Here is a 13,539-nt window from a genome sequence, read left to right on the forward strand (position 1 = left end):
GCAAAAACAAGAGCTTGTCTCACATCCGTCACCGTCCTACTTTGCAAGCGTGCAGCTCACGCTCCTCCCCGTCCTTGCACCACTTCGCGACATCCGCCGCGACGACGTGCACGCGCCCGTGCTCGACGAGTTCATGGGCGGTCTCGGAGTGGGCTACAGCTACGGTCCGCCGTATGGGCAACGCCTCGTCACCTGGGCCGACCTGCAGCGCATGGAGCTGCCGAGGCGGATGCTGCGCCGCCAGGCCGCGCACAACCTCGACAACCGGCTCGGCGCCGCGCAGGTCCACGGCCAGCCGCCCGCGCTGATGCTCCAGTTCGACGGCATCGCCTCGACGCTGCTGCTCGCCGAGCCGTTCTGGGCGGGCCTGGAGCGTGCCGTGCCCGGTGAGCTCGTGGTCGGCGTCCCGGCCCGTGACGTGATGATCGTGACCGGTTCGCAGTCCCCACCCGGCCTCGCGAAGGTCCGGCGCGCGATCGACAGGGTCTTCTTCGCCGGCGACCCGCATCTGCTGTCGCGCAAATTGCTGGTGCGCCGTCGCGGGGCTTGGGAAGTGTTCACCCAGAACCTCGCCCACGCCGCCTTCTGAGGTGTACACCCAACAAGCCGCCCGCACGTACCAGATCATCCGACGTGGCGCGACCCTGTCCACAAGCACCCAGTTATCCACAGATCCGGCTCCACCTCCGAGCGGCGACGACCCGATCTGACCGATGCTCCGTCCCGAGTCCACAACACGGGAGGGAGACGGACATGAACGAGACGACCGTGACCATGGTCGGCAACGTGCTCACCGAGCCCGAGTGCCGGCGGCTGGAGGAGAGCCGCCAGCTGGTCACCAACTTCAGGGTCGCCGCAACATCCCGGCGCTACGACCGCCACCAGGAGCGCTGGGTCGACGGCGACACGCTCCGGCTGCGCGTCACCTGCTGGCGCCAGCTCGCGGAAAACGTGATGCGCTGTGTCCACGTCGGCGATCCGGTCGTCGTCACCGGCAGGCTGTCGAGCCGCAACTGGGAGACCGAGGACCACGTCAAGCGCGTGGCATACGAGCTCGAGGCCACCACCGTCGGTCACGACCTGTCGCGCGGCCGGGCGAAGTTCGCCCGGGTCCGGGCGAGCACGTTGACCAGCGCCATCGACGACGAGCTGTCCGACGCACGGATCGCAGGTCAGTCGAGCACTCCGGTGACGGCACTCAATGACCTGCCCCGCCACCGCGACTATGACGCGGAGCTCGGCGGCTTCGTCACGACCGTCGAGGAGCCTCCGCAGGACGCCACCCGGGACCCGTTCGCGGAGGACGTCATGGCCGAGCTGGACAACGCGGTCAACGCCGCGTTCGACGGCTCGGCGTTCGCAGCAATGGCCGGCTTCACCGCCCCGGACGACGCCGCGGAGCTCACGACGCCCGACGCCGCACCGGACGAGGAAGCCGCACCCGTCGAGGAGTCCGACAGCTCGGACGACGACACCACTTCGGGCGACGACACCACCTCGGGCGAGTCCGACGAGGTGAGCGGCGGCCGCCGCAGGCGTAACCGGGGTGGCAGGGTCCCGGTGCCCGCCTGACCGCGGCAGGTGGGTCGTGACGCCGCACCATCCGGTGTCACGACCCACCATCAGATGCGGATCGCCCGACAGCTGGGCACGGCGCCGTGCCCAGCTGTGGAGTGGCCGCGTCCCAGCCGGAACGGCCCGCCCGCAGGCCGAGACGGCAGCGTGCCCGGCCTCGGGGAGGCGCGCGATCCGACCCCGCGCAGCGGCGTGCTTCTGTCTCGAAACGGTGCGCGACCTGGGCGCCGAGGCAGCTGCCCGTCAGATTTCGAAGGGTCCGCATCCCGGCGTCGCGACGGCGCCCAGCCCAGAACCGCGCCGGCGAGCAACGCGGCATCGGGGCGACACATCGCGGCAGCCGACGAGCACGTACAGGAGCTCCAGAGAGGGCGACAGACCAAGAGCGACCCGAACGACCCGAAGCGTGATCCCACCGCCACCCGCTGCGAAACCGGCGGCACACCAACGGAACCCGCTTGTGCCCGACGGCAATGAATGCTGTCCTGAGAGCGTCGATTTGGCTCCCCACAAGCGAATCCTCCGCCCCAGGCGGTAGCCTGTCCGACGACATGCGCTCGTAGCTCAGCGGATAGAGCAGGGGACTTCTAATCCCAAGGTCGTAGGTTCGATCCCTACCGGGCGCACCAGCTTGACCAGGCCATTTGCCTGGCCTGCGGAAGACACAGGCGGCATGCCGCCGTGCTCAGCCAAGCATTCGTAGGTGATGCTGACCAGGCATGCGTCCCGGCCGTTCACCTGGCAGCCGGTGCCGAGTCCGTGGACGGAGCCGAGCCCGAACACCACGGGGTGTTCCGTCGACGGTCCGGGCGGCGGCGCCGATCCGGTTGGATGCCTCCCCGCCGCGAACCGAGGCGATCACGGCCCCCGCCAAGCAGGCAATCACCAGCAGTGGTCGCCTTCGCGCACTGCTCCTCGGCACGGCAGGGGTCGGCACAAACCTGTGACAGGTTCTGAACGAGCAGGGGCCCGTCGCCCGGGTGGCGGCGGGCCCCTGGCAAGAATGTCAATGAGCCGACGTCTGCACGGAATGCAATGCGGGATGCGCGGTGGGCAACACCGCGGCGGCGTGGGTTCGGCACCGTGGACGGTATGGCACTCAGGACCAGGTTCACCGAGGCGTTCGGCCTCACCACCCCGATCGCGCAGGCCGGCATGGCGTTCGTGGGGATGACACCGGAGCTGCCGGTGGCGGTCAGCAACGCGGGCGCGCTCGGCTCGCTCGGGGTCGGGCTCATGCCGGCGGCCGCACTGACGCAGACGATCACCACGATCCAGGCGAAGACCGACCGGCCGTTCAACGTCAACTTCATCACCGTCTTCACCGAGCAGGCGCAGATCGACGCGGTGTGCGAGGCCGGGGTGGCGGTCGTGTCGTTCCACTGGGGGCATCCGAAGCGGGAGTGGATCGACCAGTTGCATGCCTCGGGCGTGCGGGTCTTCGAGCAGCTCAGCTCCGTCGACGCGGCCAAGCGGGCGGTGGACGACGGGGTCGACGTCGTCGTCGCGCAGGGGCAGGAGGCCGGCGGTCACAACGCCGCGACGCTGCCGGTCTTCGCGCTGGTGCCGCTGGTGGTGGACGCCGTCGCGCCGGCGCTGGTGCTGGCCTCGGGCGGGATCGCCGACGGCCGCGGGGTGGCCGCCGCGCTGATGCTCGGCGCGGACGGCGCCTGGGTCGGCACGCGGTTCGTCGCCACCGGGGAGTCGGACGCGCATGACGGGTACAAGAGCCGGCTGTTGAGCTTCGACGCCACCGAGACCGTCAGCACGTCGATGTTCGGGCCGGAGATGCCGGACTTCAACCCGATGCGGGTGTTGCGCAACCGGGTGGTACGGGAATGGCTCGACACCGCAAAGGAGCACGAGGAGGAGCACGAACCGACGGTCATCGGCGAGACGGTCCTCGGCGGGGAGACGGTGACCATGCACCGGTTCTCCAACCTGGTCCCGATGCGCGGGCTCACCACCGGCGATCTGGAGGAGATGCCGCTGCTGGCCGGGCAGGGCGTCGGTCTCGTCACGTCGCTGCTGCCCGCGGCCGAGGTCATCGCGACGATGACCCGCGACGCGGTGGCGATGCTCGGCCGGTACGGGGGTTAGCCGCACCATGGATCCGGTGGGCAGGGGGCGTGCCGCCCGGTTCGCGACGGCGAACAGTGAAGGGTATGACTCTCCTGACCACCGGCCGGCCGCCCGTCGCGGTGCGCGCCGCGTCCGGGCTGTGGCTCGCCGCCGTCGCCCTGGGCGCCCTCGAAACCGTCATCGTCGTCGGCGCGGACCAGGCCGGCGACAACCCGCTGCCCGGCGTGCTGTTCCGGTGCACCGTGTACGCCGCCGCGATCCTCACCACCTTGCGCATGCGTGCCGGGCGCCGGTGGGCGCGTCTCGCCCTCGCCCTGGTGCTCGGCATCGTCGGTACCCTGTCGCTGATCATCGAGCCCATCTCGTGGCTCGTGGACGGCAACTCGCTCAGCGCCGCCACCGGCGACGCGGACCTGACGTGGTGGGCGATCGCCGCGTCCAGGGCGCTGCACGTCGCCGCCGTCTGGGCCGCGGTCCCGCTGATGTTCACCGCATCGGCGAACGCCTACTTCCGGGCCACCGGCAGGAACTCCGCCTGATCCTCGTGCCGGCACGGTGTCGGAAGGCCGTCGCAACCATGTCCGATGGAGCGGAACCCGGCGTTGCATGGCGACGGGGAACGGGGCATAGGAGACGTGCGCGATGGACCACCACGGCTACTGGACGACGTCGGCGCTGGCACCGGCCGAGCAGTTCACGCATTGGCGCGAGCTGATCTGCGAGGCGTTCCTGGCGTTGACGCCCGAGTCGGATCTGCGGGGCGGGTTCGCGGGGTCGGTGACGCAGTGGCGGCTGGGTGAGCTGAGCCTGGCGCGGATCGAGTCGCAGCGGCAGACGGTGCACCGCACCGAGGCCGGCGTGCAGCGCGACCCGATCCGCGGCTACTACGCGAACCTGCAGGTCAGCGGCACGAGCCTGATGGCGCAGCACGGCCGGGTGGCGACCCTGCGCCCGGGCGACATCGCCGTGGTCGACGCCGACGAGCCGTTCCGCTTCGAGTTCGGCGGGGACTTCCGGCAGCTGTCGCTGTTCGTACCGGCGCGGACGCTGACGACGGCGGGACCGGTGCGCACCGCCACCGCCGTCGACACCACCATCGGGGTCGGCGCGGCCGTGCGGCACTCCTTGGAGACCCTGACCCGGGGCCCGCTGCAGGAGCCGACCGCCGCCCGGCTGGCCCTGCACGCGGCCGGGATGCTGTCGATCGCGCTCGAGCCGTCCATCCTGACTCCGGTGCGTTCGCCCAGGTCGTACCAGATGTGCATCGACGACATCGCGGAGCATCTGACCGACGAGGACCTGTCACCGGCGACGACCGCGCGGCGGCTGGGGATCTCGGTGCGCACGGTGCACGGGCTGTTCGCCGGGCACGAGGCGTCCTACGCGGCCACGGCGCGGCGGTTGCGGCTGGAACGCGCGGCACGGCACCTCGCCGACCCCGCGATGCGGCACCTGCGGGTCATCGACGTCGCCACCGAGGCCGGGTTCGGCAACGTGGCGAGCTTCCACCGGGCGTTCCGGCGGCAGTTCGGCCGTACACCGAATGCAGCCCGCGGCTAGCTGCAGGACACCGCACGTTCATCGATAGTGATAAAAGTATACGGCATGAAGAGGCTCAGCCGCCGCACGTTCGTCCTCAGTGGACTGGTCACCGCCGGGGCCGTCGCACTGCCGTTGACCGGCGCCCAGGCCGCCGTCCCGTTCCCGTTCAAGCTCGGGGTCGCCTCCGGCGAACCTGCCGCAGACAGCGTCGTGCTGTGGACCCGGCTCGCCCCGTCGCCGCTGAACGCCGACGGCCAGGGCGGCATGGCGAACGTCGACGTCACCGTCGACTGGCAGGTCTCCACGACCGACACGTTCGCCTCGCTCGTCGCGTCCGGCACGGTCACGGCCCGTTACGCCGACGCGCACTCCGTCCACGTGGTCGCGGGCGGTCTCGCCCCCGACGCCGAGTACTACTATCGCTTCCGCGCGCAGGGCCACATCTCCCCCGTCGGGCGCACCCGCACCGCGCCCGCCGCCGGCACCGTCGGCCGGGACCTGGTGATGGCGTTCGCGTCGTGCGCGCACTACGAGTCGGGCTACTACACGGCGTACCGCCGCATGGCCGAGGACCGCCCCGACCTGATCCTGCACCTCGGCGACTACATCTATGAGGGCGGCACCGGCACCGGAGGGGTCCGCGCGCACGCCGGCGCCGAGATCGTCTCCCTGGCGGACTACCGCCGCCGGTACGCGCAGTACAAGTCCGACCCGGACCTGCAGGCGGCGCACGCGATCGCGCCGTGGCTGGTGGTCCCCGACGACCACGAGGTCGAGAACAACTACGCGAACATGGTGCGCAACGACAGCAGCCCCGCGCTGACCACCGCACAGTGGACGGCCCGCCGTACCGCCGCCTACCGCGCCTACTACGAGAACATGCCGCTGCGGCCGAGCGCGGCACCGGCGGGCAACAGCATCCCGCTGTTCCGGCGCGTCCGGTGGGGCACCCTGGCCACGTTCCACATGCTCGACACCCGGCAGTTCCGCGACGACCAGGCCTGCGGCGACGGCTGGAAGGTGTGCGCCGCCGCGGACTCGACCACCAGGAGCCTGACCGGCGCGGCGCAGGAGGCGTGGCTGCTCGACGGGCTCGCCCAGCACTACGGCACCTGGGACATCCTGGGCCAGCAGGTGTTCTTCGCCCGGCAGTTCGACGCGAGCGGCGCCGCGAGCATGGACGCCTGGGACGGCTACCGCGCGTCGCGGGCCCGCATCCAGCAGGGCTGGCTGGACCGTTCGGTACGCAACCCACTGGTGCTGACGGGTGACGTACACGCGGCATGGGCCAACGACCTGAAGGCCGACTACGCCAACGGCAACTCCGCGACCATCGGCACCGAACTGGTCTGCACGTCGATCACCTCCGGCGGCAACGGCTCGGCGGCGACCGCGATCCCCAACGTCGCCACGAACCCGCACCTCAAGTTCCACTCCGGGCTGCGCGGTTACGTGCGGACCACGATCAGCCCCGCGCAGGTCCGCGCCGACTTCCGTGCCGTCACGACGGTCACCGAGCACGGCGCGGCCGCCACCACCCTCAAGTCGTTCGCGATCCTCGATGGCCAGCCCGGCCTCCGGGCCCTGTAGGAGTCTTCTCAATGGTTTTTGCAACGGCAGCCACCGCTCTGGCACTCGCCGCCGCGTCGATGACGTGGACGACGGCCAACAGCGTCGCCACCGGCGACCAGGACACGCCCGCCATCGCCGCCAACCGCAACGGGCAGGTCGCCGTGGTCTGGGAGGACGACCGCGACACCACCGCACCCGAGAACAACAGCCACTCCGACGTCTGGCTGCGGCTGTTCACCGACGGCGTCGCCAAGTACGAGCTGAAGCTGTCGGCCGGCGGCACCGCCGGCACCGGCTGGAAGCACGTCAGCCCCGACGTGGGCCTCGACGACAAGGGCAACGCCGTCGTGGTCTGGGCCGAGGACCCCGACGGCAACGGCGTGTTCAACATCGTCTACCGGGTCGTCTCGCCGACCGGCAGTGTCACGGCGTCGGGCCGGGCCAACGCCGACGCCGCCGGCGACCAGATCCTGCCGAAGGTCGCCGTCGACCCGGACGGCGCGCCGGGCACCGCGGCCGTCGCGTTCAGCGTGGTCTGGGAGGACGTGCAGGGCACCGCTTACACCGTGAAGGCGGCCGGTTACACCGCGCCGACGACGAAGGCCTACGAGGTGACCGCCTCGCAGACCACCGGCGGCCATCACCGGCCCGACGTGGCCACCTCGGCGTCCGGCGACGCGCTGGTCGTGTGGGACGAGGACGCCGACGGCAACGGATTCTTCAACGTCGCCCTGGTACGGCTGGCGAAGGCGAACGGGGCAGTCAACCTGACCCGCCGCTCCGCGAACAGTCTCGGCGACGGGCAGCAGCGCCACCCCGCGATCGCGGCGTCGTTCTCGGGCGCGTTCGCGGTCGCGTGGGAGTCCGACCACACCGGCACCGCCGGGGTGTGGACCCGCTCGTTCGGCGCCGACGGCACGCCGCGGCACGTGGAGACGCTCGTGGCGGCCGGCGGGGCCACCCCTTCGATCGGCATCGACGACCAGGCGAACACCGTGGTCGGCTACTCCACAGGCGCTTCCGCTGCCGCCGACGTCCTGGTCCGCGGCTTCAACCCCGACGGCACCGGCACCGGCCGGCTGGCGGCCCAGGTCCTCAGCCAGACGGCCACGGGTCGCCAGGAGCAGCAGTCGGTCGCGGTCTCGCCGTGGGGTGAGGTCAGCGTCGCCTACACCGACGACAACGACGGCAACACGTTCGACCAGGTCATCCTCGGTACGGGAGGATCGAACTCCGACTGGTGACCGTTCCGGCCTCGGCCTGGATCATCTGCGCGCGCTATTGTTGAACCGTCAACGAGTAAGGAGTGCGCATGATCCAGGTCGAGGTCTGGTCCGACATCGTCTGCCCGTGGTGCTACATCGGCAAGCGCCGCCTCGAAGGGGCCCTGTCCCGCTTCGACGGCGCCGTCACCGTCGAGTGGCGCAGCTACCAGCTCGACCCGTCGACGCCGGTCGGCGACCCCCGCACGGTCGGCGAGTCCCTCGCCGCGCGCAAGGGGCTGTCCGCGGCGCAGGTCAAGGGCATGTTCGCGCACGTGACCCAGATCGCGGCCGACGAGGGCCTCGCGTACGACTTCGACCGCGCCCGCACCGCCAACACCCTCGACGCGCACCGGCTGCTGCACTTCGCCAAGGCCCACGGCCTCCAGGCGGCGCTGCAGGAGCGGCTCATGCAGGCGTACTTCACCGAGGGCGCCGACATCGGCGACCAGGCGGTGCTCGCGGGCCTCGCAGGCGCGGTCGGGCTGGACGAGGTGGCGGCCAAGCAGGCCCTCGCCGACGGCTCGCACGAGGCCGACGTGCGCTCTGACATCGCGACCGCCCGCGCCTACGGCATCAACGGCGTGCCGTTCTTCGTCTTCAACGAGCGCATCGGCGTCTCCGGCGCGCAGCCCGTCGAGGTGTTCGAGCAGGCGCTGCGCCAGTCGTCCCTCACCGTCCTGGGCTCGCCGTCCGGGGCTTCTGACGACGCTGCCTGCGCCGACGGCTCCTGCGAGATCTAGGCGCACGTGCACTTGCGGGTGCGGATGGTAGAACGATCGGCAGAACAGTCAAGTGTCGCGTTGACGATGCACGTGCACCGCGGACGTGAATGACTGCGTTCAGGCCGGTACAAACGGCGCCGCCGGTTCTACGCTGCATTCATGAGCGCTGACGTGCTGCACGCCTACCGTATGCAGGTCGCCCGCGGGGTGCGCCGGTTGTCCACCGACGATACCGAGCAGGTGACGACGCTGCTGGAGCTGCTGGGCTATACGCAGGAGGGCACCGACGTCGCGGGGCGCATGCGCTCCTGGGTGGACCATCCCGACGGCGGCGCGTTCGTCTGGGACGAGCGTGGCCGCCTCCTCGGCGTCATCGCCGCGCACATCATCCCGTCGTTCGAGAAGGACGGGTCGTGGCTGCGGATCGTCGCGCTCGCCGTCGCCGATTCCGCTCGGGGCCGCGGGATCGGCACCAGCCTGGTCGCGGCCGCGGAGACGTTCGGCCTCATGCGCGGCTGCCACAGCGTCGAGGTGACCAGCCTGCGTACCCGTGAGGGCGCCCACGCGTTCTACAAGGCTCTCGGCTATCAGGACCGCTCAGACGCCGCGGGCCGCTTCCTGCGCCAACTCCCCTGACATGTCCTTTTTGCCCGCTATGTGATTTTGTGCAGGGCGGGTGAGATTAGCTCTTCCGGGTCCGTTCGATCGTGTTCGCCAACCTGCCCGGCCGGGCCGCCAACCCCGGTCGGGCCTCCTGCTTTCCGGGTCTTGCGGCCTCCAGGGCCTTTCGGCCCTCCAGGGCCTTTCGGCCCTCCAGGGCATTTCGGCCCTCCGCTGGCGGCGCCGGCCACGCGGGATCCGGGTGCTTCCCCGCCGCTGCGGCACCGCGGGCCGCGTCGTGGGCGCCTCCGTGAGCGGCGCGGTGACGTGGCGGGTGTCAGCCGTTGAGCTTGGTGGCGAGGGACCTGGCGACCTCCACGAGGCCCGCGTCCGCGGCAGCGGGCAGCTCGCCGCCGCCCAGGTTGGCGACGGAGAGCACCACGATCAGGTTGCTGACCCGCATCGTGATGATCTCGGGCTGGCCGATCGCCTGCACCCGCTGACGGATCGCCTGGTCGCCGACGTCGAGACGTTCATGGTCGGTGCCACCGACCACGTCGAGATAGCGGGACGCGAGCTCGGGGCCGCCGACCGTGCCCTTCTTCGACACGACGGTGAAGCCGACGTTGAGCTGGGTCTTGCCGTCCCCTGCCGTGCAGTTGTCGCCGTCGGCTTCGATCTTCGCCGCCGGTACCACCGCGGCGACCGCTGACGCGTCCAGCACCGCGCAGTCAGGGGCGGAGCGGAAGCGCCCCGCGTCGGTGAAGACACCGAGCGTGTACGCCACGCCCAGCCCTGTCGCGCCGAACGCGGCAACCACCGCCACGACGACCAGGGCAATTCGCCAGAACCGCTGCATCGAGCCAGTCTAGGGGCGCGCCTTCCAGGGGCACGTGCGAGCATCTTGTGCGCAGGTTGAAGTCCGGCTTAAGCCTATGGCCCTTGGCCAGCGGGTTCTGATACCACCAATGGCAGTGGAACCACATGAGACAAGATCAACTATGACCGTCCCTCGGCAACAACGCGCGGCCGGCAGCCTCGCCGCGCCGGCGGCACGACCCGTCGAGCACAACAGCGCCGGACGGTTCCTGCTGCGCACCCTCTTCTGGGGTGGCTTCGCGCTGGCCCTGCTGCCGTGGTGGCTGGGCACGAAGCCCGGCTCGATCGACACCACCGCGGAGGTCTTCCAGTCGGCCGGGCGGGTGACCGGCCTGATCGCCGGCTACCTGCTGCTGGTGCAGGTCATCCTGATGAGCCGGCTGTCCGTCCTCGAGCGCTGGATCGGCGCCCGGCACCTGGGCCTGTGGCACCGCGAGCTCGGTGGCTCGGTGCTGGTCACGATCCTCGCCCATGCGTCGCTGATCACCGTCGGCTACGCCTATGCGGACCGGGTCGGTTTCGTCAGCGAGCTCGGCACGATCCTGACCGAATACCAGGACATGGTCACCGCCTTCCTGGCAGCGGGCATGCTGGTGTGCATCGGCCTGCTGAGCATCCGCCGGCTGCGGCGGGCCCTGCCATACGAGCTGTGGTATTTCCTGCACCTGACGGCATACCTGGCGTTGCTGCTGGGCTTCGCGCACCAGTTCTCCAACGGGCAGGAGCTCTTCAAGCCGGGCCTCGGGCGGACGCTGTGGACGGTCTTCTACGTCGTCATGATCTGCGCCGTGGTGTGGGGCCGGGTCGTGGCGCCGCTGACGCTGAACCTGCGGCACCGGCTGCGGGTGGCGGACGTGGTCGCCGAGGGCCCGGACATGGTGTCGATCTACATCACCGGCAACCGCCTGCACGACCTGGACGCGCAGGCCGGGCAGTTCTTCCGGTGGCGCTTCCTGTCGCGGGGCCTGTGGTGGCAGGCGCACCCCTTCTCGCTGTCCGCCGCGCCGAACGGCCGCTGGCTGCGGCTCACCGTGAAGACCGTCGGCAGCCACACCAACGCGCTGCGCAACCTGCGCCCGGGCGTGCGGATCTTCGTCGAGGGTCCGTGGGGCGACTTCACCGCGAGCCGGCGGGTCAAGTCGCGGACCGTGCTCATCGCCGCCGGCAGCGGCATCGGGCCGATCCGCGCGCTGCTCGAGGAGCTGCCGCCCGGCGCCGTGGTGATCTACCGGGCGTCGGCCGTGCACGACCTGCACCTGCGGGACGAGCTGGAGCACCTCGCGGAGCTGCGGCACGCCACGCTGTGGTTCGTCGTCGGCGACCGGCGCGACCCGGGCCCCCGGCGCCTGTTCACCCCGACCGGCATGCGCGAACTGGTGCCGGACATCACCGAGCGTGACATCTACCTGTGCGGCCCGGACGGCCTGGTCACGCAGTCCCTGCAGGTGCTCCGGCGGCTGCGGGTGCCGCGGCGGCAGGTCCACCTCGACCCCTTCGAGTTCTAGAGCTGTGCTCCCGTTCCTGAGAGTTGGTCCCTCGTGAGACGCGCGATGATCGCCCTGATCGGCACCGCGGCGGGCACGGTCCTGCTGGTGAGTGCCAAGGCCGGCTTCAGCAGCCCGACCGACCGGCCCCTGAACCCACAGGCCGCTGGCGCGACCGGCCCCGTGCCGAGCGGCTCGGTGCCGCCACCGTCCGCCGCTCCCGGCGCCGCCGGGAGCATGCCACCGGGCAACGGCGGGGCGACCACCATGACCACCACGGCGGCGCCGCCCGCCGGCGGTGCCACGAAGACGACGAGCGCGCCGAAGCCGACCACCGCTGCGCCGAAGCCGCCACGCACGACCATGAAGGACGGCACCTTCGGCGGCAGCAGCGTCTACGTCGAATACGGGTCGGTCGAGCTGTCGATCGTCGTGTCCGGCGGCAAGATCACCGACATCAAGGTGCTGGACTCGCCGAGCGACCACTCGCGGTCCGTGCAGATCAACAACAGCGCCCTGCCGAAGCTCAAGGCCCAGGCGCTGTCCGCGCAGAGCGCGAACATCGACACGGTCTCCGGTGCCACCTACACCAGCTCCGGCTACAAGCTGTCCCTGCAGTCGGCGATCGACCGCGCGCTGCAGGCGTGACCCGTGCTGGTGCGGGTCGAGCACGTGATGGGGATGGCGGTCAGCCTCGACCTCGCCGATCCCCTGCCGGTGCCGGAGCTGGAACGCCTCGCCGACGAGGTCTTCGCCTGGCTCCGGCTGGTCGACACGACCTTCAGCACCTACAAGCCCGACAGTGAGATCAGCCGCCTCGGCCGTGGCGAGCTGCGGCGGGAGGACTGCTCGCCGATGGTGGGCGAGGTCCTCGACCGGTGCACGTCGCTGTGGGACGAGACACGGGGCTACTTCGACATCATGGTGGGCGGCAGGCTCGACCCGTCGGGCTACGTCAAGGGGTGGGCGGTGCAGCGCGCCTGCGACCGGCTGCAGCTGCTCGGCTCCTCGCACCACTGCCTGAACGCCGGCGGTGACGTCTTCGTCCGTGGCGCGGCGCCGGGACGCTCGGCGTGGCGGGTGGGGGTGCGCCATCCGTGGGAGGCACTGTCGCTGGCCTGGGTCCTGGAGGTCACCGACATGGCGGTGGCGACGTCTGGCACGTATGAGCGTGGTCTGCATGTCTACGATCCCTTCACCGGTGAGCCCGCGGCCGCCCTGCGCTCGGTGACGGTCGTCGGGCCGGAGCTCGGCACGGCGGACGCCTACGCCACGGCGGCCCTGGCGATGGGCGAGGCGGGCATCGACTGGCTGGCCCAGCTGCCCGGCCACGAGTGCGCGGTCGTCACCGAGGACGGCCGTGCGATGCGGTCCGACGGTCTGCCTGTGGTCGCTGACGGTGTGGTCGCTGACAGCTGAGGGCTACGTGACCGCGAGGTCCAGATACTCGACCAGGTGCTCATGGGTCGGCGCGGATCCGTCGACGGTGAAGTGCAGGTAACGCAGCCGCTTGCCGGTGCCCTGCAGCAGCCCGTGCGGATCGGGCAGGTCGGCGCCGTGCTCGAACCCGACCGACACCGAATCGGTGCCGGGGAAGATGGCCGCCACATAGCCCTGCTCGGGGTGGTGGAAGCCCAAGCCGTGCCAGCCGCTGTAGACCCGCTCGGTCAGCTCGGGCCGGGCCTCGACAATGACGTCCCGCAGGTGGCGGGCGAGTGCGGCGATGTCCGCGCAGTGCTCGGCGAGAAGTTGGTCGAGGCCCGAGGGCTCGGTCGCTATCATGCCGACACCTCACCACATGGGTACGACAATTCCAGC

14 protein-coding genes and 1 tRNA gene are annotated in these 13,539 nt (G+C 70.8%); 13 read left to right on the top strand and 2 right to left on the bottom strand.

From position 1 onward, the window contains the following. The first annotated feature begins 49 nt into the window (after positions 1-49). The 10 genes from OHA72_RS01850 to OHA72_RS01895 all read left to right on the top strand — a co-directional run bounded on the left by OHA72_RS01850 (position 50) and on the right by OHA72_RS01895 (position 9,394). Positions 50-589 (top strand): DUF1444 domain-containing protein, encoded by a 540-nt coding sequence (locus tag OHA72_RS01850; RefSeq protein WP_327006133.1) that lies wholly within the window; start codon positions 50-52, stop codon positions 587-589. 164 nt (positions 590-753) lie between these two features. Beyond that, on the top strand, positions 754-1,572 hold the full coding sequence (gene ssb / locus OHA72_RS01855) for a single-stranded DNA-binding protein (protein WP_327006134.1): 819 nt from the start codon (positions 754-756) through the stop codon (positions 1,570-1,572). Between the two features lie 556 nt (positions 1,573-2,128). Further along, positions 2,129-2,204: transfer RNA gene (locus OHA72_RS01860), tRNA-Arg, on the top strand. 463 nt (positions 2,205-2,667) lie between these two features. Beyond that, positions 2,668-3,675, top strand: a complete 1,008-nt coding sequence (locus OHA72_RS01865; protein ID WP_327006135.1) for an NAD(P)H-dependent flavin oxidoreductase — start codon at positions 2,668-2,670, stop codon at positions 3,673-3,675. Positions 3,676-3,740: 65 nt separating this feature from the next. After that, entirely contained in the window at positions 3,741-4,196 is a 456-nt protein-coding gene (locus tag OHA72_RS01870; protein WP_327006136.1) for a hypothetical protein, read from the top strand. A 103-nt stretch (positions 4,197-4,299) separates the two neighbouring features. Then, a complete protein-coding gene (locus tag OHA72_RS01875; RefSeq protein ID WP_327006137.1) occupies positions 4,300-5,217 on the top strand; it encodes an AraC-like ligand-binding domain-containing protein in 918 nt (305 codons plus the stop codon). A gap of 45 nt (positions 5,218-5,262) precedes the next feature. Next, positions 5,263-6,789, top strand: coding sequence for an alkaline phosphatase D family protein (locus OHA72_RS01880; protein ID WP_327006138.1), 1,527 nt, complete (start codon positions 5,263-5,265; stop codon positions 6,787-6,789). Between the two features lie 11 nt (positions 6,790-6,800). After that, positions 6,801-8,015 (top strand): hypothetical protein, encoded by a 1,215-nt coding sequence (locus tag OHA72_RS01885; RefSeq protein ID WP_327006139.1) that lies wholly within the window; start codon positions 6,801-6,803, stop codon positions 8,013-8,015. 68 nt (positions 8,016-8,083) lie between these two features. Then, positions 8,084-8,776 carry a DsbA family oxidoreductase gene (locus OHA72_RS01890; protein WP_327006140.1) on the top strand — a complete coding sequence of 231 codons (693 nt, stop codon included), beginning with the start codon at positions 8,084-8,086 and terminating at the stop codon, positions 8,774-8,776. 141 nt (positions 8,777-8,917) lie between these two features. After that, complete coding sequence (locus OHA72_RS01895) at positions 8,918-9,394, top strand: GNAT family N-acetyltransferase (protein WP_327006141.1); 477 nt, start codon at positions 8,918-8,920, stop codon at positions 9,392-9,394. A 301-nt stretch (positions 9,395-9,695) separates the two neighbouring features. Here OHA72_RS01895 and OHA72_RS01900 read toward each other — a convergent pair whose 3' ends face one another. Then, a complete protein-coding gene (locus OHA72_RS01900) occupies positions 9,696-10,217 on the bottom strand; it encodes a hypothetical protein (RefSeq protein WP_327006142.1) in 522 nt (173 codons plus the stop codon). A 142-nt stretch (positions 10,218-10,359) separates the two neighbouring features. Between OHA72_RS01900 and OHA72_RS01905 the strand changes: the two genes are divergently transcribed. From OHA72_RS01905 to OHA72_RS01915, 3 genes are read left to right on the top strand one after another with little or no spacing between them, the layout of a single operon-like run. Beyond that, positions 10,360-11,742 (top strand): ferredoxin reductase family protein, encoded by a 1,383-nt coding sequence (locus tag OHA72_RS01905; RefSeq protein ID WP_327006143.1) that lies wholly within the window; start codon positions 10,360-10,362, stop codon positions 11,740-11,742. A gap of 33 nt (positions 11,743-11,775) precedes the next feature. Further along, positions 11,776-12,369 (top strand): FMN-binding protein, encoded by a 594-nt coding sequence (locus OHA72_RS01910; RefSeq protein WP_327006144.1) that lies wholly within the window; start codon positions 11,776-11,778, stop codon positions 12,367-12,369. A 3-nt stretch (positions 12,370-12,372) separates the two neighbouring features. Continuing rightward, positions 12,373-13,140 (top strand): FAD:protein FMN transferase, encoded by a 768-nt coding sequence (locus OHA72_RS01915; protein WP_327006145.1) that lies wholly within the window; start codon positions 12,373-12,375, stop codon positions 13,138-13,140. Positions 13,141-13,143: 3 nt separating this feature from the next. On the opposite strand, the gene OHA72_RS01920 is transcribed toward OHA72_RS01915, so the two are convergent. After that, on the bottom strand, positions 13,144-13,503 hold the full coding sequence (locus OHA72_RS01920; protein ID WP_327006146.1) for a DUF1801 domain-containing protein: 360 nt from the start codon (positions 13,501-13,503) through the stop codon (positions 13,144-13,146). Between the last annotated feature and the right edge of the window lie 36 nt (positions 13,504-13,539).

This window comes from Dactylosporangium sp. NBC_01737 (assembly GCF_035963215.1).
GTDB lineage: Bacteria > Actinomycetota > Actinomycetes > Mycobacteriales > Micromonosporaceae > Dactylosporangium.

Excerpts from the sequence above, each read along its gene's own strand:
- ssb (WP_327006134.1), top strand. The coding sequence starts at position 754 with ATGAACGAGACGACCGTGACCATGGTCGGCAACGTGCTCACCGAGCCC.
- OHA72_RS01865 (WP_327006135.1), top strand. The coding sequence starts at position 2,668 with ATGGCACTCAGGACCAGGTTCACCGAGGCGTTCGGCCTCACCACCCCG.
- OHA72_RS01870 (WP_327006136.1), top strand. The coding sequence starts at position 3,741 with ATGACTCTCCTGACCACCGGCCGGCCGCCCGTCGCGGTGCGCGCCGCG.
- OHA72_RS01875 (WP_327006137.1), top strand. The coding sequence starts at position 4,300 with ATGGACCACCACGGCTACTGGACGACGTCGGCGCTGGCACCGGCCGAG.
- OHA72_RS01880 (WP_327006138.1), top strand. The coding sequence starts at position 5,263 with ATGAAGAGGCTCAGCCGCCGCACGTTCGTCCTCAGTGGACTGGTCACC.
- OHA72_RS01885 (WP_327006139.1), top strand. The coding sequence starts at position 6,801 with ATGGTTTTTGCAACGGCAGCCACCGCTCTGGCACTCGCCGCCGCGTCG.
- OHA72_RS01890 (WP_327006140.1), top strand. The coding sequence starts at position 8,084 with ATGATCCAGGTCGAGGTCTGGTCCGACATCGTCTGCCCGTGGTGCTAC.
- OHA72_RS01895 (WP_327006141.1), top strand. The coding sequence starts at position 8,918 with ATGAGCGCTGACGTGCTGCACGCCTACCGTATGCAGGTCGCCCGCGGG.
- OHA72_RS01900 (WP_327006142.1), bottom strand. The coding sequence starts at position 10,217 with ATGCAGCGGTTCTGGCGAATTGCCCTGGTCGTCGTGGCGGTGGTTGCC.
- OHA72_RS01905 (WP_327006143.1), top strand. The coding sequence starts at position 10,360 with ATGACCGTCCCTCGGCAACAACGCGCGGCCGGCAGCCTCGCCGCGCCG.
- OHA72_RS01920 (WP_327006146.1), bottom strand. The coding sequence starts at position 13,503 with ATGATAGCGACCGAGCCCTCGGGCCTCGACCAACTTCTCGCCGAGCAC.